This is a genomic window from Pelomonas dachongensis, assembly GCF_043555865.1.
GTDB classification, from domain to species: Bacteria; Pseudomonadota; Gammaproteobacteria; order Burkholderiales; family Burkholderiaceae_C; genus Pelomonas; species Pelomonas dachongensis.
This window is the reverse complement of the sequence record NZ_JBIGHY010000012.1, coordinates 71,865-91,957: the sequence shown is the minus strand read 5'-3', so window position 1 is coordinate 91,957 and position 20,093 is coordinate 71,865. Positions and strand designations below refer to the sequence as shown.

The 20,093-nt window shown below is 67.4% G+C and carries 20 protein-coding genes, 1 other RNA gene and 1 pseudogene; 9 read left to right on the top strand and 13 right to left on the bottom strand.

Annotation, left to right across the window (positions count from 1 at the left end):
• From tnpC to tnpA, 3 genes are all read right to left on the bottom strand, one after another.
• Positions 1-1,219: IS66 family transposase (gene tnpC, locus ACG02S_RS23545; protein WP_394472940.1), on the bottom strand; the 1,219-nt coding region annotated here is incomplete at its 3' end.
• 93 nt (positions 1,220-1,312) lie between these two features.
• Complete coding sequence (gene tnpB, locus ACG02S_RS23540) at positions 1,313-1,648, bottom strand: IS66 family insertion sequence element accessory protein TnpB (RefSeq protein ID WP_394471545.1); 336 nt, start codon at positions 1,646-1,648, stop codon at positions 1,313-1,315.
• Positions 1,645-2,046, bottom strand: coding sequence for an IS66-like element accessory protein TnpA (gene tnpA, locus ACG02S_RS23535; RefSeq protein WP_394472939.1), 402 nt, complete (start codon positions 2,044-2,046; stop codon positions 1,645-1,647). The genes tnpB and tnpA overlap by 4 nt, the downstream gene beginning before the upstream one ends.
• A gap of 99 nt (positions 2,047-2,145) precedes the next feature.
• Between tnpA and ACG02S_RS23530 the strand changes: the two genes are divergently transcribed.
• From ACG02S_RS23530 to ACG02S_RS23515, 4 genes are all read left to right on the top strand, one after another.
• Positions 2,146-2,958, top strand: coding sequence for a hypothetical protein (locus tag ACG02S_RS23530; RefSeq protein WP_394472938.1), 813 nt, complete (start codon positions 2,146-2,148; stop codon positions 2,956-2,958).
• Positions 2,959-3,018: 60 nt separating this feature from the next.
• Entirely contained in the window at positions 3,019-3,930 is a 912-nt protein-coding gene (locus tag ACG02S_RS23525; protein WP_394472937.1) for an alpha/beta hydrolase, read from the top strand.
• 530 nt (positions 3,931-4,460) lie between these two features.
• Positions 4,461-4,706, top strand: a complete 246-nt coding sequence (locus tag ACG02S_RS23520) for a hypothetical protein (RefSeq protein ID WP_394472936.1) — start codon at positions 4,461-4,463, stop codon at positions 4,704-4,706.
• A gap of 132 nt (positions 4,707-4,838) precedes the next feature.
• On the top strand, positions 4,839-5,135 hold the full coding sequence (locus ACG02S_RS23515; RefSeq protein WP_394472935.1) for a hypothetical protein: 297 nt from the start codon (positions 4,839-4,841) through the stop codon (positions 5,133-5,135).
• Positions 5,136-5,302: 167 nt separating this feature from the next.
• Here the strand turns inward: ACG02S_RS23515 and ACG02S_RS26470 are convergent.
• Both ACG02S_RS26470 and ACG02S_RS23510 read right to left on the bottom strand, forming a co-directional pair.
• A pseudogene (locus ACG02S_RS26470) lies at positions 5,303-5,432 on the bottom strand (IS66 family transposase); the annotation flags it as partial.
• A gap of 29 nt (positions 5,433-5,461) precedes the next feature.
• Positions 5,462-5,701, bottom strand: a complete 240-nt coding sequence (locus ACG02S_RS23510) for a helix-turn-helix domain-containing protein (RefSeq protein ID WP_394472934.1) — start codon at positions 5,699-5,701, stop codon at positions 5,462-5,464.
• A 283-nt stretch (positions 5,702-5,984) separates the two neighbouring features.
• On the opposite strand from ACG02S_RS23510, the gene ACG02S_RS23505 reads away from it, so the two are divergent.
• From ACG02S_RS23505 to ACG02S_RS23490, 4 genes are all read left to right on the top strand, one after another.
• Positions 5,985-6,578, top strand: a complete 594-nt coding sequence (locus tag ACG02S_RS23505) for a transposase (RefSeq protein ID WP_394472933.1) — start codon at positions 5,985-5,987, stop codon at positions 6,576-6,578.
• A gap of 5 nt (positions 6,579-6,583) precedes the next feature.
• Positions 6,584-7,075 (top strand): RNA polymerase sigma factor, encoded by a 492-nt coding sequence (locus tag ACG02S_RS23500; RefSeq protein ID WP_394472932.1) that lies wholly within the window; start codon positions 6,584-6,586, stop codon positions 7,073-7,075.
• A gap of 53 nt (positions 7,076-7,128) precedes the next feature.
• Entirely contained in the window at positions 7,129-8,121 is a 993-nt protein-coding gene (locus tag ACG02S_RS23495) for a FecR family protein (RefSeq protein WP_394472931.1), read from the top strand.
• 872 nt (positions 8,122-8,993) lie between these two features.
• Complete coding sequence (locus ACG02S_RS23490; protein WP_394472930.1) at positions 8,994-11,324, top strand: response regulator; 2,331 nt, start codon at positions 8,994-8,996, stop codon at positions 11,322-11,324.
• Here the strand turns inward: ACG02S_RS23490 and ACG02S_RS23485 are convergent.
• The 3 genes from ACG02S_RS23485 to rnpB form a co-directional block, all read right to left on the bottom strand.
• On the bottom strand, positions 11,308-12,207 hold the full coding sequence (locus ACG02S_RS23485; RefSeq protein ID WP_394472929.1) for a carbonic anhydrase: 900 nt from the start codon (positions 12,205-12,207) through the stop codon (positions 11,308-11,310). The genes ACG02S_RS23490 and ACG02S_RS23485 overlap by 17 nt on opposite strands.
• A gap of 40 nt (positions 12,208-12,247) precedes the next feature.
• Positions 12,248-13,456: a multidrug effflux MFS transporter gene (locus tag ACG02S_RS23480; RefSeq protein ID WP_394472928.1), complete on the bottom strand. Its 1,209-nt coding sequence runs from the start codon at positions 13,454-13,456 to the stop codon at positions 12,248-12,250.
• 113 nt (positions 13,457-13,569) lie between these two features.
• Positions 13,570-13,907, bottom strand: an RNA gene (gene rnpB / locus ACG02S_RS23475) — RNase P RNA component class A.
• 36 nt (positions 13,908-13,943) lie between these two features.
• Between rnpB and cysK the strand changes: the two genes are divergently transcribed.
• Complete coding sequence (cysK, locus tag ACG02S_RS23470; RefSeq protein WP_394472927.1) at positions 13,944-14,861, top strand: cysteine synthase A; 918 nt, start codon at positions 13,944-13,946, stop codon at positions 14,859-14,861.
• On the opposite strand, the gene ACG02S_RS23465 is transcribed toward cysK, so the two are convergent.
• From ACG02S_RS23465 to pyrC, 5 genes are read right to left on the bottom strand one after another with little or no spacing between them, the layout of a single operon-like run.
• Positions 14,862-15,869, bottom strand: coding sequence for an FHA domain-containing protein (locus ACG02S_RS23465; protein ID WP_394472926.1), 1,008 nt, complete (start codon positions 15,867-15,869; stop codon positions 14,862-14,864).
• Positions 15,866-17,230, bottom strand: a complete 1,365-nt coding sequence (locus ACG02S_RS23460) for a S1 family peptidase (RefSeq protein WP_394472925.1) — start codon at positions 17,228-17,230, stop codon at positions 15,866-15,868. Before ACG02S_RS23460 ends, ACG02S_RS23465 begins: the two co-directional genes overlap by 4 nt.
• Entirely contained in the window at positions 17,230-17,937 is a 708-nt protein-coding gene (locus ACG02S_RS23455) for a DUF3025 domain-containing protein (RefSeq protein ID WP_394472924.1), read from the bottom strand. Before ACG02S_RS23455 ends, ACG02S_RS23460 begins: the two co-directional genes overlap by 1 nt.
• Positions 17,934-19,010, bottom strand: coding sequence for an NYN domain-containing protein (locus ACG02S_RS23450; protein ID WP_394472923.1), 1,077 nt, complete (start codon positions 19,008-19,010; stop codon positions 17,934-17,936). The genes ACG02S_RS23455 and ACG02S_RS23450 overlap by 4 nt, the downstream gene beginning before the upstream one ends.
• On the bottom strand, positions 19,007-20,041 hold the full coding sequence (gene pyrC / locus ACG02S_RS23445) for a dihydroorotase (RefSeq protein ID WP_394472922.1): 1,035 nt from the start codon (positions 20,039-20,041) through the stop codon (positions 19,007-19,009). Before pyrC ends, ACG02S_RS23450 begins: the two co-directional genes overlap by 4 nt.
• Between the last annotated feature and the right edge of the window lie 52 nt (positions 20,042-20,093).

Genomic DNA, 20,093 nt, shown 5'->3' with positions numbered 1-20,093 from the left:
TCGGGCTCGTTCCGGCCTTCGTCAGCTCTTCGAAGTTCCGGCGTGCGTGCGCCGCGCACGCGGCGCTGATGCGCCCGGGGTAGTGCTGCGGGTCCACCACGGTGTCGTACGCGCCGTAGCGGTCGGTGAGCAACGTCCCGGTCCATCGTCGCGTGCCGAGCTTCTCGTCGCCGTTGAGGAATGCCACGGGGTACTGCGCCCCGCGCCCTCGACAGAACTCGTAGATGACGCCGGGCACCGGGTCGTGCCAACTTCGCGCGTAGGCCCACATGTAGGCCCTGCGTGTCTTGCCTGCTCCCGGGTCCAGCAAGGCCACCGGCGTCTCGTCAGCGTGCAGCACGCGGCAATCGAGGATGAAGCGCTTGTGCAGGTCGTACAGCGGCTCCAGGGCCGCGCCCACCTGGCCTGTCCCAGCCGCCAATGTCGAGCGCGGGGTGTGCACACCTGAACGCGCATTGATGGTCTCCTGCCGGTAGTACGGCAGGTGATCCACGAAGCGGCTGATCGCCGTGTGTGCCAGCAGCCCACTGGCGGCGATGCCGCCCTCGATGATCTCCGGCACGCTCTGCGCCTGCTTGAGCACTTGGCAGTGCCGGCAGGCCCACTTGCCGTAGATGTGCCGATGCACGAAGAACTCGGCCGGCACGATGTCCAGCCGCTCGGTGACGTCTTCACCGATGCGCGTCATGGGGCGCCCGCAGTCGGGCTCCTGGCAGTCTGTGCTGTCGGGCTCGTGACGGTGATCCACGCGACGCAGGTGATCGGGCAATGCATTGCGACGGGGCTTGCGAGGCGGCGCCTTGGGCTTGGCGCCGGCGGCCGCTGCAGCCTCCTCGGCCTCACGACGCAGGCGCTCGAGCTGCGCACGCAGCGCGGCTTCGTCCTCGGCCAGTGTCTCTTCGAAGAGGCGCCGCTGGTCGGCATTCATGGCCTCGGACTTCGCGCCGTAGGTCCAGCGCTTGAGCCGAGCCAGTTCGAAGTTGATCTTCTCGATCTTGGCCTCTCGCAGCGCGATCTCGCGGTCCTTGCGTAGCAGCTGCGCGTCGCGCTGGGCGAGTTCCAGAGCCCGCTCAGCGAGGGCTTGATCGCGTTGGGTGATGACGTGGTCGCGCTCGTCGAGTTGCCGAGCCTGGTCTTGCACCTGCTGCTGCAACCCAGCAATCAGCGCAGCGATCTCAGGCGGGAGGCCCTGAGGATCAGAGGGGGGAAGACCACGCATGCCGAGCATGCGTGGCATCGTGCCAGAGCTGGCCAACGCAGCCCATCGGCACATGCACTGTCAACCGATTCACGGTTGACCTTGCGACGAGACTCAGACCCGCGTGATGCTGCTGAGCTCGGGCAGGCGCTGCCACGGCAGGCCCAACACCAGAGCGTCGAACTGGGCGGCTGTGAGCGCCAGGGACGGTGCAACGCCAGCGACCGGCCAGACGAAACGGCCGGCGTTCAAGCGCCGGGCCGCGCACCACACGCCGAAGCCGTCGTGCACGAGCAGCTTGATGCGCGTGCCCCGCGCATTCGCGAAGAGGTAGCCGTGGTGTGCGTGCGCGATGCCGAACACCTGCACCACCCGCGCGAGCAACCGCTCAGTGCCGGCGCGCATGTCGACGGGCTCCGCCGACAGCCACATGGCGTCGATGCGGATCATCGGAGCAGCTCGCGCATCCAGGCCGCGCACTCGCTGGCCGCACTAGCAGGCCACGTCACCGTGACGGCCGTCGCGCCGCGCTGCAGCTCGATGCGGATGTCGGGCTGCGGCGCTGGGGTGACGGGCACTGGCAGCGACACGGGAACGAACGAGGGCGCGGCCGTCGGCCTGGTCGCGGCCACCGCAGCCTCCCCGCGGTCATCGCCGACAGACGGCTTCATCTCCGCTTCCGTCACCCAGCGACGCAGGAGATTGGCGTTGACGCCGTTGGCCATTGCCACTGCCGCGATGGAGATGCCCGGCTGCATGCAGGCCGCGACTAGGTCGGCCTTGAACTCGTCGCTATGCCGGCGGCGCCGCCGACGTGCACCGGCTTGTTGGGAAGGCGTAGTGTTCATGTGTCCACCAAGAGTTGAGGTGGACACGAGACTCCTACGCACCTAACGGGTCTTCAAGATGGTCGGACTGGACGCTCACAGCCTGTCGACTTCAACCGCGTGTTCGTCGACCAGGGGCTGGGGGTTGGAGACTTCAAGTACATCTTCCTGGCCGAGGGCGACTCGTGGATGGAGCGAAGTGCAGTCCTGCAAGGATCGCTCCCCGACTTCTTCGGCTACTACATGGATTCACTCCATGACCCCGTGCTCATCATCAACCTGGCGATGTTCGGCGACGAGCTCCGGCGCATCGGCACCGTTCAGCGCAAAGAGTTCAAGTACTGGCTGAGACAGTTCAAGTACGACGCGGTGCTTTTCAGTGCTGGCGGCAACGACTACATCGACGCGGCGAAGAACCCGGACCCGGGCAAAGGGATCCTGCACAGCTACGTCGGTGGCGGCGCCCCGACTGACGCCAAGTCCTGCATCAACTGGGCCGCGGTCGGTGAACTGCGTACGGAGTACCTGACCAAGTGCTTCAAGGCAATCTACGACATGGTCCAGCAGAGCCAGAACAAGGGCATTCCCATCCTCGTGAACAGCTATGAGGTGCCGGTTGCACGCAATGCGCCGGCGGTGAAGGAAGCCTGGCTCTACAACGCCTACGTCAAGAACAACATTCCTCCGGTTCTTTGGCCAGAGGTCACTAAGGAGATTTTTGGTTCCATCAGCGAAGAGCTGCTCTCTTGGACGGACAAGCGTCCCAGCGTGTCTCTCGTCCCCACTCGCGGCGTGTTGACGCCTGCAGTCCCTGGGAGCACCGGCAACAGTGGCGATTGGGTCAACGAAATTCATCCGAACCGAGATGGTTGGGAAAAGCTCGCACCGATCTGGAAGAAGGCGTTCGATAAAGCTCGCGGACTGCCGGTATAGCAACAGACGACCCGTCGCCACCCCCCGCGCGTCAAGTACCTGGACCTAGGAGACCTCGCAATGTCCAAGCTCAGGTTCAATGCAGAGACGCCTCTGTACACCTCGGATGGCAAGGCATGGCGGATGCAAGACTTCCACGCGGTCATGGCCCAGCTCGTTGCGCTCAACAAGCCGGTAGTCATCTTCGTCCACGGCCGCGGCAAAGAGCCTGGGAAGAGCCTGTTCGGCGCAACCTTCACGCAAGGCCTGGCCGTGCACAAGATAGAGCGCGGGTATGACGTCAGCGTTCTGATGTTCAACTGGGACTCGGCCTTCAAGGGCTTGAACTTCCTGGATCGCGAAGTTCCGCTGAGCCACACACCGGCAGCGGGCACGGCGCTGGGCCTTCTGCTTCAGCAGCTCAAGCAGTTTCAGGCCGCCAATCCAGACACCAAGAAGCCGTCACTGCTGGTTCACAGCATGGGATCTGTGGTCGTCCAGCGCGCAGTCCAAGACGGGCATTGGCCGGATTCCAAGAACCTGTTTTCAGCAGTTCTATTCTCCCAACCAGATGCGGACGACAAGGGCCACTCGGCGTGGCTCGAAGAGGTCGCCGAGCGAGAGAAGACCTACGTGACCATGAACGCGGACGACCACGTCTTAAGGCGGTCAACCGACGGCCGTCCGGACGGAACTCATGCGCTTGGCCTTGGCACTCAAGAGCCTCTGGCTGCTCATGCGAAGTACATCGACATATCGCTGATGGGAGCCGTCGGCAAGAAGGACGAGGACCACGAGGTGTTCGGCAAAGGCGCTATGAACGGCCAGATCTACCTGTGCCGCTTCTTCACTGAGGCCCTTCTTGGCGAAGCCGTGGTGCTTGATCCTGCGAAGAACGTCGAGTCGGTCGACCGCAATGTGATCTATCGGATCAAGAGGAAGAGCGAGCCTGGCGCGCCTTGCCTGAAGGTGCCCGAGCTGCCATCCGACTAGCGCGTCAACCTGTCACCGCGCGACCAGAATGCCAAGCTCCGCGGACCCATTCTTCCTCGGGACGCACTTCGTGCTTGCCGTACACAGCCGTCAGCGCCCGCGCCAAGCTGTTGAAGGTGCGTAGCTGCCGCTGAAAGGTAAGCGTCCTGGCAAGTCATGTTGATCCGCTGAGCGGTGCCTGGGATGCAAGTTCCGCTCACGCGACGAGGTGTTCGTCAAGATGACTGACCGCGCGCTTAGGTCGGTGGCCCAAATGGCGATGAGCTACAGGCTCAACGCAAACCACGTGCACAAGCGGCGGCGCCAGGCTGCTGACGATGGCGAGCTTGCGTATTCCAGACGATCACGGACACCGTTCCCCTGTGATGGCGGACAGCATTCCGCCGTGATGGCGGACACCGTTCCACGCTGATGGCGGACAGCATTCCAAACTGATCGCGGACACCGGGAGGGTGTCCTGAGTGACCCAACGAGGCATAGGCTGCCCGGCTTTTTGGCCGGGAGAGGCGATGCCCACACCAAGGGTCCTCATGAGCAAGATCAGACAAGCGCTTCAACTGCTGGCCGACGCCAGCCTCAGCACCCGGCAAGTGGCCGCCGCCCTGGGCATCAGCAAGACCACCGTCAGCGAGATCGCGATGTATGCGCGCGACGCCGGCATCGCATGGCCCCAGGCGGCCACGCTCAGCGACGACGAGCTGCAGACGCGGCTGTATCCACCGCCACGACCTCGAAGCAGCACCCGCCACGAGCCCGACTACGCGCTGCTGCACTAAGAACTCAAGCGCCCCGGTGTCACCCTGCAGCTGCTGTGGGAGGAGTACCGCGCGGCCGCCGGCGAGGCGGCCTACCGCTACAGCGCCTTCTGCGAGAAGTACCGCGCCTGGGCCAAGCGCCTGAAGCGCTCGATGCGCCAGATCCATCCCGGCGGCGAGCGGCTGTTCGTCGACTACGCCGGCCAGACGGTGCCGGTCGTGGACGCCGGCACAGGCGAGATCCGCCGCGCCCAGGTGTTCGTGGCGGTGCTGGGGGCGTCGAACTACACCTACGCCTGCGCGACCTGGCAGCAGACGGCCGCCGACTGGGTGGGCGCCATCATCGCCACGCTGACGTTCATCAAGGGCGTGCCCAAGTTGCTGGTGCCCGACCAGCCCCGCGCGCTCATCGCCAACCCCGATGCCTACGAGCCCGTCACCGACGGCTGATGCAGGAGCTGGGCGAGCACTACGGCGTGGCCGTGCTGCCGGCACGTCCCGGCCGGCCCCAGGACAAGGCCAAGGTCGAGGTGGGCGTGCAGGTGGTCGAGCGCTGGGTCCTGGCTGCAGGTCAATCTTCTCTGGGAATCAGCGTCTCGGAGAAACCGGGCAGGTCATACCCACTGCGCAAGGGTCGACCGCGTGATGGCCAAGCCTGCGCGTTCGAAGATGGCCGCTGGTCTGGGGGCAATGCGGGAGATGGTCGAGATACTTGGCCACCAGCACCTGAGAGAGCAGCCGTGTCGTGGCGGTCCGGCGCCAAGTGAATGGGATTGTTAGTCGCTCCCTGCGGCATCGCAGGCAGTCTCTACTAACTCCACCAGCTGAGATGCTCGCTTTCGCAACGGTTTAGCCAGCTTGACCAAGGTGGAAAGGGTGGGCTGCCGTTCGCCACGTTCCAGCATGCTGATGTAATTCCGCTCCAGACCTGCCTCGAAGCCAAGTTGCTCCTGCGTCAGTCCGACTTGCTTACGCAGCTCCCGCAGAACCTGCCCGAACTTGACTGCGAGATCCAACGAATTCTCCAACTATGGTTGGAGAAATTGGGCCGGTGGGCTATCATTTTGTCTGCCAACCATAGTGGGAATTTCGCCGGGTGCTACTTCCCGAATCGCGCAGCGAGCTCCCGCTACATGTGGCGCGAGCGATGAGGAGCCCTCTGATCATCCAACCCAGGCGGGACATCTCTGTCGCTCGTAATCTGCGCCGCGTTTGGAACATCCGGCAGCAGCGATGAGAGGAACAACGGGCAGAAGTGCTGTGTCCCAAGCGAGGTTGGTTAGTCCCTAGGAGTGACCTATGTCTTACCGTTTCTGGGAGTCCATCCGCTGGCTCAATAGCGCGCTCTGCTGCCGCTACACCGTTGTGCAGTTCGGCATGCTCCAGCTTCCGATGCGGATTGACGGGGTGCGCGTCACTGCTGAATGGCACTGGGCGCTTGGCCTGTTTACCGACGGGCAGTTCCAGGTGCTCGGCGCTTGGCGCGATGAGGGCCCTGATACGGGCCAGCGCATTGCCGCAGATCTTCACAATCGCGGGTTGGAGCGGGTGAGTGCGCTGGCGGCTGACGAGAGCGTTGTCACCGCCATGAAGGCCCAGCGGCCCCAGTTCTGTGAACGCTCTGTGGCCGAGCTTGTCGCGTCGGGCTCTGCCAGCTCGCGCATGCGGCAGGCCATCCGTTGGACCGACACCGCCGCACAGCACTTGCAGGGACGCCTGTCCCGTGCTGCGAAGAGGCACGGCCCTTTTGCCGATCACGCCGGTGCAGGCGACTTCCTCGCGCAGGCGTTCCAGCGCGCAGACAAGGACTTGCTGGCTGACTATTGGTATCGTGCCAAGCCGGCACCGTATGGCCTCAGTGCCGCGCCCCGAGTTCTGGCACGAGCGGCCTGACCCCCATGTCGGCTTGGCTTGTGAACTGGCCGGAGGTTCTTGCACGGGTGCGTAGCGCCTTGCGACGCCGTGGGCAGACCGAGCACGAGGCCGAGGATCTTGTTCAGGAGGCGTGGCTGAGGCTGGTTCGCTACGAAGACGCGCGGCAACCCGTCGAACAGCCTGAGGCCTTCCTGATGCGCACGGCACTGAACTTGTCCATTGATGCGCATCGCACAGCCGTGGGACGGGGCGAGCACGTCCTGCTGGAGGATGTGGTGATTCTGGACGCAGCCCCCTCCACTGAGGCCGTGGTGCTGGCCAGAGAGCGCATGGCTCGACTTGCGCTGGGTGTGAGCCGGCTGACTGAGCGGACGCGAGAAATCCTCGTGGCGAATCGAATCGATGGGCTGCCCCCCGCTGAAATCGCGAAGCGCTTCGACATCAACGTCGCGACCGTGCATCAACACCTTGCCAAGGCGACACTGCGGCTGAACGAGTGGATGGAAGGCTGGTAGCCGTGCAACCGTGGGACGCCTCCGGGACGCAGGGGGCAAGCGACACGCCGCGCGTGACGCGTGAGATCTTGGCCGAGGCTGCCGTGTGGGTGACGCGGCTGCACGGTCCTGAGCGGTCGCGGGCGATGGAGCGCGAGTGCCTGGCGTGGCAGGCCCAGTCGACGGCGCATCGCCTGGCCTTCGAGCGCTGCACGGACACGTGGCAGGAGGTGGGGGGCCTGTCGCGGGCGCAGATCCAGGCAGCTGTAGGAAAGCGGCGCAGCGCGGGTTCCTTGCGCGGCCGCGCAGGACGCGTGGCCGTTGGCCTTGCGATGCTGTGCCTGGCGGCGGTGTCTGTCGTGCTTCTGTGGCCGGGTCACACGTACGGCACCGGGGTCGGCGAGCAGCGGATGATCATCCTGGCCGATGGCAGCCGCATGACGCTGAACACGTCGACTGAGGCTCGCGTCAGGTTGACAGACTCCCAACGGACCGTGACCGTCGAACACGGAGAGGCGCTTTTCGAGGTGGCGAAGGACGCGGGCCGGCCATTCGTCGTGAAGGTGGCGGACGCCCAGGTTGTTGCCACGGGTACGCAGTTTCTGGTCCGATCTACACCGCCGGCTGAAGTGGCGGGTGATGCGTTTGGCATCACGCTGATCGAAGGTCAGGTGACCGTGCAACGCTCGGCGGGATCAGCGCATGGCGTGCCCGAGGCGCCAGTCGTCATGGCGCCGGGCGAACGTTTGCGTGTGGCCTTGTCGCTCAGCGCAGCGCGCCAGGCACCCGCGCAGATACGGTTGGATCGGCCCCAGCTTGACCGGCTGCTCGCTTGGAATCGTGGCTTCGTGATGCTCGACGGGACCACGTTGCCAGAGGCTGTCGCCGAGATGAACCGTTACAGCAGGGTGCCGATCACGCTTCGTGATCAGGAGACGTTGAATGCGCTGCGCATCAGCGGTACCTTCCGGACAGGCGACAACAATGCTTTCGCGCAGGCGGTGGCAAGGCTGTTCGACCTTGTGGTCACCTTGCGTGACGGAGGGCTGGAGTTGGCCAGCAAGTAGCCGCTGGCGTGCTGTCGCTCAGCCTGTCTCTATAGGTTCAACGCCGACCACGTGGTCGCGCCGGGCCGCGGTTTGGATGCCAAGTGACTGCACGTTTCACGCACTGTTGAGCAACCGGTTCGGCGCGACTTGTTCACGCGCTTCCGCAACTTGGGACAGGTAGCCGTGACGCGGTGCAGTGGAAAACACCTGCACGACGCTGGACCAGCAATCGGTCAACGCTGGCGCGCATGTCAATGGGCTGCACGGCCAGCCAGCCACAACGATCCGACTCACAGCAGCAGTTACCGCATCCAGGCGGCGCTCGTTGACGCCGTGAACCTGAAGCGTTCTTGTTCACTCGAGGCCGATCGCCGTGGACGATCCTTCCGATCGAGTGCTTGCCGACACATCCACTACGGAGTTCCCTCCATCGCTTTAGGTGCGCGAGATCTAAGACTGCCGGCTGAGATGCATGCGGTGGATGCCTCGCCCGCCGTCATCAGCCGGGCCAACGCTGATTTCACGATGTGAAGACTTGGTTTCGCCGCCGCCATCCAAATCGATCCCGCGCCGAAAAGAATCCTTAAAACTCAAACACTTACGAATCCATCCTGTTCCCCTATCCAATCGGAAAGTCAGCTGCCGTGACAGCGCCGCACAGCGCGTGAACGGCGCATCTCGCCCAGCCAACCCGCAGCCATGCGCGGCAGCCCATGACCCGGCGGTGGTGGCGGCCGAGCAACGAAAGCGGGCATCGTGGGCAAGATCACGCACAACGGGCCTGCGCGAACGGCTGGCAGCACCCAGGCCCCGCATACCATCCGCGGCGCGACGCTGGTGGTCGTCCCTGCACCGCCGCGGGGCAAGTCCCGAACCCGTCCGCCTACATCTTGAGTCGACAGTCCTCTTCCTCGCTGTTTGCCGCCCTGGCCCTTGGCGCCAGCATCGGGCTGCTGGTGCCTGCGCTGGCGGTGGGCGGGTTGTTCATCGGCCTGCGCGAGTCGGAGGTGGCCGAGCAGTCGCTGCAGCGCGACCTGGACGCCAAGCTCGATGTGCTGGCCAGCAGCCTGCCTGAGCTGCTGTGGAACCTGGACACCGTGGCCGCCCGCGAGGTGGTTTCGGCCATCGTCAAATCGCCCGAGGTCGTGCGCGTCAGCGTCAGCGACGCGTCCCAGGGCGTGCCCTTCATCGAGAACCACCAGCCCGAGCGGCGCCTGGGCCGGGTGCTGACCGGTGAGCGCGACATCATGCGCGGCACCTCGCGCATCGGCCACATCCAAATCGAGATCGACGACCACCTCAGCACGACCGCAGTGACGCGCCAGCGCTGGCTGTACATCGCCACCGTGGGCGGCCAGTTGCTCGTGTCGCTCGCGCTGGTGCTGTGGCTGCTGAATTCACGCCTGTTCCGGCCTCTGCGCGAGCTGGGCGGCTTTGCCAACGACCTGGCGCAGGGGCGCTTCAATGCCCAGCTGGAGCACCGGCGCCAGGACGAGATCGGGCTGCTGGGCGGCCATCTGGAACACATGCGCGATGCGCTGCAGCAGCAGTTCGATGCGCAGCGGGCCCTCATCGAGCGGCTGCGCGGCATGGCCGAGACCGTGCCCGGCGTGGTCTACCAGCTGCGGCTCGCAGTCAATGGCGAGTTCTCGTTCGCCTACGTCAGCGAAGCGGTGCGCGAGTACTTCCTGCTCGGCAGCGCAGAGCTGAGCCGCAGCGCCGCGCCGTGGTTCGAACGCATCCACCCGGACGACCGCGCCGCCGTGCGCGACAGCCTGCTCGCGTCAGCACGCAACCTCAGCCCGTGGCAACTGGAGTTCCGCACCCCGCAGGCCGATGGCGCAGAGCGCTGGATCTACGGCAACGCCATTGCGCAGCGCGAGGCGGACGGCAGCGTGCTGTGGCACGGCTTCCTGACCGACATCTCGCGCCAGCGCCGCGACGCGCTGGAGCTAGAGCGCTACCGCCACCACCTGGAAGAATTGGTCGAGGCGCGCACCGCGGAGCTGGCTGAGGCCACGCAGGCAGCGCAGGCCGCGAATCTGGCCAAGAGCGCCTTCCTGGCCAACATGAGCCACGAGATCCGCACGCCGATGAACGCCATCATCGGGCTGACCTATCTGGCGCAGAGCGACGCGGTGGAGCCCCAGCAGCAGCAGCGGCTGCAGAAGGTGGCCAACGCGGCGGAGCACCTGCTGAGCGTCATCAACAACGTGCTGGATTTCTCCAAGATCGAGGCGGGCAAGCTGCAGCTGGAGCGGCGCGAGTTCATGGTCGCCGAGGTCCTGGACAACATCGCCAACATGACGACGCAGTCGGCCGCCGCCAAGCGCCTGCGCGTCGAGACCGACATCGCACCCGAGCTCCTCGACCGCCCGCTGCTGGGCGATCCGCAGCGCATCGCCGAGGTGCTGCTGAACTTCGCCGGCAATGCCGTCAAGTTCACGGACACCGGCTTCGTCCGCCTGGCGGCCCGCCTCGCGGGCCCGCCCACCAGCCAGCGCCTGCCGCTGCTCTTCGAGGTGCAGGACAGCGGCATCGGCATCGATGCCGACGCGCAGGCGCGGCTGTTCCGCGACTTCGAGCAGGCCGACAGTTCCACGACGCGTCGCTATGGCGGCACGGGCCTGGGGCTGGCCATCTGCCGCCGCCTCGCGGAGCTGATGGGTGGCCGCGTCGGCGTGACCAGCGTGCCAGGCCAGGGCAGCACGTTCTGGTTCGCGATCGACCTCGACCCGTCCGCGCGCGTGCCGGTCCATGCCGAGCAGGCGCCGCGCATGCATTCGGCACGCGACCGGCTGGCCGAACTGGCGCAGCGCCATCCCTGCCGCGTGCTGCTGGCCGAGGACAACCCCGTCAACCAGGAAGTCGCCGTCGCGCTGCTGGGCAGCGCAGGCATCCAGGTGGACGTGGCGGAGGACGGCCAGCAAGCCGTCGACATGGTGCAGTCGGGCAACTACCAGCTGGTGCTGATGGACGTGCAGATGCCCGTCATGGACGGCTTGGACGCGACACGGGCGATCCGCCGGCTGCCGCAGGGAGCCGCCCTGCCCATCCTGGCCATGACGGCCAATGCGTTCGACGAGGAGCGCAGGCGGTGCCTGGAGGCCGGCATGGATGACCACGTGGCAAAGCCGGTGGTCGCCGAGCAGCTGTTCTCGACGCTGCACGACTGGTTGTCGGGCGAGCGCCGGGTCGGCGAGGTCACTGCGACTGCTTGATAAGCCGGCCGGAGACGGCCTGCAACGGCCGGGCATTCATCGGGTACAGCCGCGCGAAGACCTCGATCTGCTGCGCCGTCAGCTGCACCGGGCGCTGCATCACCATCCACAGCACGCCCTCGGTGCAGGGCGGGGTCGTCAGCGAGCCCATGTAGGTGTAGTAGCCGCGCTCGACCGGTAGCAGCTGTGTCAGGTCGATCTGGCCCTGGGCGGGTAGGCTCTCGCCGCGCTCCAGCGGCAGGTTGGCCCAGATGCGCTGCAGCACCAGTTGCGGCGCATCGTCGGTGCCGCGCTCCAGCTGCACCGCCACGATGGCCTGGCGCCCCTGCGCGTCGCGGTGCATCAGGTGCGCCACCATGTCGAACTGCCGCCCCGCCACGCGGTCCTCGCCGGGGCGGTGGAAATGCAGGCCGGTCAGCTCATAGCGCCGGCCCATGACGGTCAGGCCGTTGCCCGTGCCCGCCGCCATCTGCACGTCGATGGTGTGGCCGTTGTCCAGCACCGAAAAGGCGCCGGGCTTGTAGTCGAAAGCGATGGGCTCCAGGTCGACCCCCATGCCGTCGCGAATGTCGATGGGGCTCTGGCGCGTGCCGGTCTTGCAGAGCTTGTTCTCGGGCGCGAGTTCGGCCCAGTGCTCCGGGCCTGTGTCGCCCACGTAGCTCCAGCGGGAGGAGGATCGGGCCGGCGGCTTGGCAGCCTCGGCACGGCCCTTTCCGGCCGACGGCTTGGCGGCGGGCTTGGCGGTGACTTCGGCACCCTGCGTGACCAGCCGATCCGCCAGCCGCTGGCGCAACACCTCGACGGGTTGCTGTTCCTGGGCCAAAGCGGCCATGCTGGCGGCGGTCAGCAGCGCAGCGACGAGCCGGGGGGTTCTGATCCTCATCCCGGAGATTTCGGCAGCACGGCGGGGCGCTTGAGTCCGATCAGGCTGGGATGGTGCGACGCACGCCGTACCAGGCCACCAGCCCCACCGCCATCAGCACGGCCGACGCGACCGCCAGCGCGACGGTGGAATGCATGACCAGCGGCACCAGCACGCCGGCCACCAGACCGTTGGCCGCCGAGCCGATGCAGGCCTGCAGCGACGACGCCATGCCGCGCCGCTCGGGCACCTGGTCCAGCACCAGCAGCGTGACCACCGGCACCATCAGCGCCCAGCCGAACGAGAACAGGCCGATCAGCGGCAGCGCCCACCAGGCGCTCAGCGGCACGAACAGGTTCAGTGCGACGTTGAGCAGCGACACCGCCACCATGATGCGAAAGCCCCGCATGATCTGGCGCTTGGCCGACATCTTGCCCGCCAGCCGACCGCTGACCCAGGCGCCGGCCATGATGCCGCCGATGGTGCACAGGAAGAACCAGAAGAACTCCGTGGGCGCAAACTGCAGGTGCTCACCCAGGAACACCGGCGTGGCCAGCACATACAGGAACATGCCGTTGAAGGGGATGCCGCTGGCCAGCACCAGCATCATGAACTTGGGGCTGCTGCACAGCCGCCAGTAGCCGCGCATCAGCGTGCCCACGTGAAACGGCTGCACGAGGTCCTTGTGCAGCGTTTCCGGCAGCAACCGCCAGTTGGACACGAACAGCGCGCCGCCGACGGCGGTCAGGAACCAGAAGATGGAGTGCCAGTCGGCGTGCACGAACAGGAAGCCGCCGACGATGGGTGCGATGGCCGGCGCGACGCCGAAGAACAGCGTCACCTGCGACATCACGCGCTGCGCCTCGGACGGCGGGAACATGTCGCGGATGATGGCGCGCGACACGACGATGCCGGCCCCGGCCGACATGCCCTGCACCGTGCGCCAGAACACCAGCTCGCCAATGGAGCTGGCCAGCGCGCAGCCCAGGCTCGCGCCGGTGAACACCGCAAGGCCAATCAGCACGACGGGGCGCCGGCCGAAGCAGTCCGACAGCGCGCCGTGGAACAGGTTCATCACCGCGAACCCGAGCAGGTAGGCCGACAGCGTCTGCTGCATCTGCACCGGCGTCGCCTGCAGCGCCGCGGCGATGCCGGAAAAGGCGGGCAGGTAGGTATCGATGGAGAACGGCCCGAGCATGCCCAGGCAGGCCAGCATCACGGACAGGGCCCAGCGGGGCGCGCGCCAAAGGCGGCTGGCTTCAGGATTCATCGGGGAGCGGTCGGGTGGGACGTGCGCAGCGGCCACGGGTTGCGGCCGGCGGCCAGTGTATCGACCTGCCTTCGCAGCACGCGTCACGGGGTTGACGCGCACGGCAGGTAAAAGTGTGAAGCAAGCCGATAGGCCGGATTCTGTGCACCGCCCTGCCCTTGCGGGCCGGACGGCGTGACCGCCATTCCTCTGGGCCGGACATCACTGCCCGGCTCGGTGCCACCTACCCGCCAGCTCTGCGAGCCGCATCAACGCTGGCCTACTTGGTGTTGCTGCGCGTAGAGATTGCCCGTTTCACCTCAGTTGGGCGAACCCACCTGAACTCGTCTCTGTTGCTCTGATCCTCGGCTTTCGCCGGGCAGCCGTTAGCTGCTACGCCGCTCTGTGCAGTCCGGACCTTCCTCCAGGGCCTCGTTTCCGAGATTGCCCCAGCGGCGGTCTGGCTTGCTTCACCCGTGCGATTATCCCCGCATCACAGGAGCACCTCATGAAAGCAAGCAGCATTCTCGACACCATCGGCAATACGCCGCACATCCGCCTGCAACGCCTGTTCGGCGCGGCCGAGGTGTGGGTCAAGTCGGAACGCAGCAACCCGGGCGGCTCCATCAAGGACCGCATCGCGCTGGCGATGGTCGAGGACGCCGAAGCGCGCGGGCTGCTACAGCCCGGCGGCACCATCGTCGAGCCAACCTCCGGCAACACCGGCGTGGGCCTGGCCATGGTGGCAGCCGTCAAGGGCTACAAGCTCATCCTCGTCATGCCCGACAGCATGAGCATCGAGCGCCGCCGCCTGATGCTGGCCTACGGGGCGTCATTCGATCTGACGCCGCGCGAGAAGGGCATGAAGGGCGCCATTGCCCGCGCCAAGGAACTGCTGGAGCAACACCCGGGCTCGTGGATGCCGCAGCAGTTCGAGAACGCTGCGAACCCCGCCGTGCACGTACAGACCACGGCGCAGGAGATCCTGGCCGACTTTCCAGACGGGCTGGACGCGCTGATCACCGGTGTCGGCACCGGCGGCCACATCACCGGCTGCGCGCAGGTGCTCAAGCGCGCCTGGCCGCAGCTGAAGGTCTACGCCGTGGAGCCGACCGCGTCGCCAGTCATCAGCGGTGGCCAGCCCAGCCCCCACCCCATCCAGGGCATCGGCGCCGGCTTCATTCCGGCCGTGCTGGACACGGCGCTGCTGGACGGCGTCATCCAGGTGGAGGCCGAGGCCGCGCGCGAGTATGCCCGCCGCTGCGCCCGTGAGGAAGGCCTGCTTGTGGGCATTTCCAGCGGCGCCACGCTGGCCGCCATCGCGCAGAAACTGCCTGAGCTGCCGGCAGGCGCCCGTGTGCTGGGCTTCAACTACGACACTGGCGAGCGCTACCTGTCGGTGGAAGGTTTCCTGCCGGCGGGCTGATCACTCGTCCGCGTCGCCTTCGCCACCCTCGTTGTCCTTGCGCGCCTGGCGCGCCAGATCGTCCTTCAGCGGCTTCAACGACTCGATCAGCGCCTCGGGCGGCTTGGGCGACACGACGCGCAGCGCCGGCGGCGGCAAGCTGGCCAGGTAGGGCGGGCCGAACACGTACTGCTGCTCCTGGCGGTTGCCGACCTGCAAGCCCAGGCCCAGCAGCAGCAACGCGGCGATGCCGACGTTCAGCGTGCGCCGCGCGCCGGGCCACACCAGGCGTGCATGCCAGGCCACCAGCCCCGCGCCGGCCACCGGGCCGGCCAGCGCTTCCAACATCATCAAGCGCGGCCACGAGAAGGCGTAGGCGACGGCCGGCAGCAGCCACTCCAGCGCCTGCAGCGCGACCATGACGATGAGCGCCCGACGCAGATGCGCCGTGAACGGGAAGCGGTGCTGGAAGATCTGGCTGGCCAGCGACCACAGCCCCGCCCACGCCAACACGAAAGCCAGCGGGCCCAGCAGCGGCGCGGCGTAGTCGATCCAGCGCGCGTCAGGGTCCACGGCGCTCCAGCGGTCGACCCACTGGAAGAACAGCAGCGCCAGCATCAGCCCCGGCGCCAGCGCCCAGTGGCGCGACGGCTGCACGATGAGCGGCTGCTCCGGCGCCAGCGCATCAGCGCTGGTGCGCAGCCGCAGCGACACGCCGGCGAGCTGAAAGCCTCCGCTGCGCGGCAGGTCGGCGCTGTCGCCGGTCGCCAGGCGCTTGCCGGCGACGCTGCCGCCGTTGCGGCTGTCCAGCAGACGCAGGCGCACACGCCCGTCCTCGCCCGGTTGCAGCTCGGCGTGTTCGGCGGCCAGGTGGGCGTCGTCCAGCACGATGTCGCAGGCCGGCGAGCGGCCAATGCGCACCGGCCAGCCGGTCACGCGCTGCACCTGGACGGCGCGGCCGTCACGGCCCAGCAGTTCGACGACGGCGGCTGCGGGAACGGCGGGCGTGGTGGAAGCGGGGGCCGTCATTTCGCGGCCTTGCTGCTGTTCGTCCACGCGAAGCCCTCCAGGTAGTGCGCCGCGAGCTTGAGCGCGTTGTCGAAGCTGACGCCACGGGCGTCGAAGCGGCCCAGAGCGCCCTGTGTGGCGGCGTCCACCGTCGTCACGAGGATGCTGAGGTCGTGCAGGCCTTCCAGCTTGCGGTAGGCACGCAGGCACACGACGGCACGCAGCGGCAAGCCGTCGCGGTCGACGAACTGCTCCTTGCAGTAGGGCGCGGTGCGGGTCTTGTCGTTGCCGCCCAGGCGTTCGTTGCGGAAGCTGCCCGAGTACTGTCGCGCGAAACGCAGCGCGCCGAGCTTGTCGCCGTCGTAGGCCTCGTGCGACATGTCCAGCCAGCCGGTCTGCAGGTTGCCGCCGACGAAGACGGCGTGATCCATGCGGCACTGCGAGCGCTCGAAGTCCAGGCCCTTGTTGTCGGCCGGCGTGCCGCGGCCCCAGCAGCGCATGAAGTCCTGCCTCGGCACCGGCAACCGGTAGCGCGCGTGGTTGGCGCTCTCCCAGGGCAGTGACAGGAAGCGCGTGACCAGTTCGTCCTGGTACTTGGTGAGCTGCTCGCGCAGCCGCGGCCAGGACGCCGTGCGGATGGGTTTGGCGCCCAGGCTGCGCTGGACCAGTCCCGCCGCGAACTCGCCCGGCACCAGGAAGCTGACCTGCTGCGAGAACAGCATCGTCGACACATTGACCCCGACGACGAGGCCGTCCTCGTCCAGCACCGGCCCGCCGCTCATGCCCGGATTGATGCCGCCCGCGTAGTAAATGAGCGGGTCGAAGCTGCGGTCCACCAGACCGTTGTAGTTGCCCTCGACGACGGCAAACGCGACGTCGTGCGGGTTGCCCATCGAGTAGATGCGCTCGCCCTTGGCCAGCGGCTGGCTCTGCGGCCGGAATGCCAGCGTGCCGCGGCCCTTCAGTCCGTCGCCGACGGCGCGCAGCAGCGCCAGGTCGCGGCGCGCGTCGAAGTCCAGCAACTCCAGCGCACCGCCCTGGCCGTCGGTCGTCGCGTAGCGCAGCCGGTAGCTCTCGGGCTCCAGCGCGAACTGGCTGATGACGTGGTAGTTGGTGACCACATGCCCGTCTTCGCTGACCAGGAAGCCCGAGCCCACGGAGGCCTGGCTGTCCTGCGTCTTCAGCAGCGTGCGAACCTGCAGCAACTGGCCCTTGCTGCGCTCGTACAGCCGGCGCGCACTGGCCGACACGACGGGGGCGGTGCCCGGCTGCGATGCCGCCAGCGCAGCAGGCGCAGGCGCGGGCGGCGCAGGCTGCGCGCCGGACAGGCAGGCCAGGCCGGCCAGTGCCAGACCCAGCAACGGCTTCAAACAGGACTTCATCAGCAGCAAGCAAGACCTCCCAGGGCGGGCGCCGATGCTAGCCGTTTTGGCCGGAAGACCTGGTCGTCGGCGTAGAAGTCCCGTGACGCATTGGGCGCCCACCAGCCGGGGATGCCGAGCACGGGCAGCGGGGGCAACGAGGCGGGCGTCAGCACGTCGGGCAGGTCCGCGCTGTCGAGGTCGTCGACAAACAGCACGCGGGCGCACAGCGGCTTGCGGGGACTGAGCAGCTTCTCCAGCAGCGCATGGCCCACGACCATCGCGCGGGCCTCGCGCCACAACGCGCGCTGCGTGACAAACAGCGTGATCCAGTCCTGCGCACACAGCGCCGCACGCAGCGGCGGTGGCGCGACCAGCAGCAGTCCGCTTTCATCCAGCAGCGTCAGCGCGTCGCGCAGCGGGCCCCGTCGGCCCGGCGGCGCGGGCGGCGCGGCAAGGTGGGCGCCGTTCAGCGCGGCCTTGAACCGCGGGCAGCGCAGCCACACCAGGCCGTTGAACAGGTCGTGCGCGTTGTCGCGCGTGGGCACGCGGCCGGTGGCGGCGACGTGCAGTTCATAGCCCTGGGCCAGCGGCCCGGCCGGCTCAAAACGCGCGTGGCCCAGCGCCTCGTGCACCGGCGCCCCCGCCGCGAGCCGCGCCATGACCGGCGCAGCCACGTCGCGGTACGGCTCGAACCACGGCGCGGCCCAGTCGGCGGCGATCCTCAAGTGGCGAAACGGACCTGATTGGGCTGTTTCTCGGGCTGCAGCTCGAAGGCGTGCGGATGTTTGCGGAACAGCTTGGTGGCCGGCGCGGACTTGGGCAGCAGGCCGGCGTCCTTCAAAGCCTTGGCGGCGGCACCGAGGTCGTGCCACTGGCCATCGACCAGCTTGGGCAGCAGCTTCAGTACGGCGTTGATCTCCTTGGCCGCGGCGACTTGTTTGTCCTCGGGCGCGGCCGACGTCTTGGCCGCCCCCTTGGGCTGCACGGGCGCTGTGACTGGGGCTGCGGCCTTGGCGACGGGCTTGGTAGCGGGCTTGGCCGCAGCCTCCTTCACCTCAGCCTTGGCAGCAGCCTTGCGCGCCGGCTTGGCAGCGCCCTTCGAGGCAGGCTTGGCCGCTTCGGCGCGCGGTGCTGCTGAAGCCTCGACGGGCGCAGCGGTGACGACAACGGGTGCCGGCACCCCGGTCTGCTCCATCGCCGGCGCCGGGGCTGCGGCGACGGGTGCCGCAGGCTCGACCGGCAACGACCGTGCCACGGCCTGGCCACGCGGCGTCTCGGCCGGCACGCGACCGCCGCCCGACCTGGCAGCACCGCCACGTCGACCGCGGCCACTGGCCTTGGCCGGTGCGGGGTCGCGAGCGCTGCGGCTCGTGCCGTGGGCCAGCTCATTGAACTGGTCGTAGATCTGGATGACGCCGTCGCCGGTCTTGCCGTACTGGCCGAAGCCGCGCAGCCAGGCGCCCTTCTCGCGCAGTCGCAGCACCAGCGGCGCGAAGTCGCTGTCGGACGACACCAGCACGATGACGTCGGGCTTCTCGGTGATGGCGATGTCCATCGCATCGACGGCCAGCGCGATGTCGGTGGAGTTCTTGCCGATGGCGAGGTTGACGATGGCGCGCAGGCCCAGGCGCTTCATGAAGGCCTGCTGGTGGTGCGCCTGCTCGGCGTTGCAGTAGGCGCGGCGGATGTGGGCCGCGCCGTAGTCCTTGAACACCATGTTCAGCGCCTGCTCGATGACGTCGGTGGCGACGTTGTCGAAGTCGACGAGGAAAGCAATCTTCTTGTCCGATGCGTTCATGCGATCAGCTTCCAGTTCAGGGTCTCGCCACCGCGCAGCGGCTTCAGTTGGGCGTCGCCGAAGGGCACGGCGGTGGGCAGCGTCCAGGGCTCGCGCTTCAGCGTGACGGTGCCGGTGTTCCGCGGCAGGCCGTAAAAGTCGGGGCCGTGGTGGCTGGCGAAGGCCTCGAGCTTGTCCAGCGCGCCGATGCCCTCGAAGGCCTCGGCATACAGCTCCAGCGCCGACATCGCCGTGAAGCAGCCGGCGCCGCAGACGGCTGCCTCCTTCAGCTGCGACGCATGCGGCGCGCTGTCGGTGCCAAGGAAGAACTTCGGCGAACCTGAAGCGACGGCCTGCAGCAGCGCTTGGCGATGCTCCTCGCGCTTCAGCACGGGCAGGCAGTAGTAGTGCGGGCGCAGGCCTCCGGTGAAGATGGCATTGCGGTTGAACAGCAGATGCTGCGGCGTGACGGTGGCGGCCGTGAAGCGGTCGCTGCCGGCAACAAACTGCACGCCCTCGCGCGTCGTCAGGTGCTCCATGACGATCTTCAGCTCGGGCATGGCCGCGCGCAGCGGGCCCATCACGCGGTCGACGAACACGGCCTCGCGGTCGAACAGGTCGATGTCGGCGTCGGTGACCTCGCCGTGCACGAGGAACAGCAGGCCCTCGCGCTGCATGGCCTCCAGCGTCGCGTAGGTCTTGCGCAGGTCGGTCACGCCGGCGTCGCTGTTGGTGGTGGCGCCGGCCGGGTACAGCTTCAACGCGACGACGCCGGCGTCCTTGGCGCGCTTGATCTCGTCCGGCGGCGTGTTGTCCGTCAAGTACATCGTCATCAGCGGCTGGAAGTCCAGGCCTTGCGGCAACGCGGCCAGGATGCGCTCGCGGTAGGCCACGGCCTGGGCGGCGGTGGTGACCGGCGGGCGCAGGTTGGGCATGACGATGGCGCGGGCGAACTGGCGCGCGCTGTACGGCAGCACGCTGGCGAGCGCGGCCTCGTCGCGCAGGTGCAAGTGCCAGTCGTCAGGTCGGGTGAGGGTAAGGATGTCACTCATGGCCGCCGATTGTCGTCGCCGGAAGGATGCACACTCCGCACCTGATTCAAAG

What these genes read in the sequence shown, in the direction of transcription:
- tnpB (WP_394471545.1), bottom strand. Translation starts at nt 1,648, where the DNA reads ATGATCCGCATCGACGCCATGTGGCTGTCGGCGGAGCCCGTCGACATG.
- tnpA (WP_394472939.1), bottom strand. Translation starts at nt 2,046, where the DNA reads ATGAACACTACGCCTTCCCAACAAGCCGGTGCACGTCGGCGGCGCCGC.
- ACG02S_RS23525 (WP_394472937.1), top strand. Translation starts at nt 3,019, where the DNA reads ATGTCCAAGCTCAGGTTCAATGCAGAGACGCCTCTGTACACCTCGGAT.
- ACG02S_RS23520 (WP_394472936.1), top strand. Translation starts at nt 4,461, where the DNA reads ATGAGCAAGATCAGACAAGCGCTTCAACTGCTGGCCGACGCCAGCCTC.
- ACG02S_RS23515 (WP_394472935.1), top strand. Translation starts at nt 4,839, where the DNA reads ATGCGCCAGATCCATCCCGGCGGCGAGCGGCTGTTCGTCGACTACGCC.
- ACG02S_RS23505 (WP_394472933.1), top strand. Translation starts at nt 5,985, where the DNA reads ATGTCTTACCGTTTCTGGGAGTCCATCCGCTGGCTCAATAGCGCGCTC.
- ACG02S_RS23500 (WP_394472932.1), top strand. Translation starts at nt 6,584, where the DNA reads ATGTCGGCTTGGCTTGTGAACTGGCCGGAGGTTCTTGCACGGGTGCGT.
- ACG02S_RS23485 (WP_394472929.1), bottom strand. Translation starts at nt 12,207, where the DNA reads ATGAGGATCAGAACCCCCCGGCTCGTCGCTGCGCTGCTGACCGCCGCC.
- ACG02S_RS23480 (WP_394472928.1), bottom strand. Translation starts at nt 13,456, where the DNA reads ATGAATCCTGAAGCCAGCCGCCTTTGGCGCGCGCCCCGCTGGGCCCTG.
- cysK (WP_394472927.1), top strand. Translation starts at nt 13,944, where the DNA reads ATGAAAGCAAGCAGCATTCTCGACACCATCGGCAATACGCCGCACATC.
- ACG02S_RS23465 (WP_394472926.1), bottom strand. Translation starts at nt 15,869, where the DNA reads ATGACGGCCCCCGCTTCCACCACGCCCGCCGTTCCCGCAGCCGCCGTC.
- ACG02S_RS23460 (WP_394472925.1), bottom strand. Translation starts at nt 17,230, where the DNA reads ATGAAGTCCTGTTTGAAGCCGTTGCTGGGTCTGGCACTGGCCGGCCTG.
- ACG02S_RS23450 (WP_394472923.1), bottom strand. Translation starts at nt 19,010, where the DNA reads ATGAACGCATCGGACAAGAAGATTGCTTTCCTCGTCGACTTCGACAAC.
- pyrC (WP_394472922.1), bottom strand. Translation starts at nt 20,041, where the DNA reads ATGAGTGACATCCTTACCCTCACCCGACCTGACGACTGGCACTTGCAC.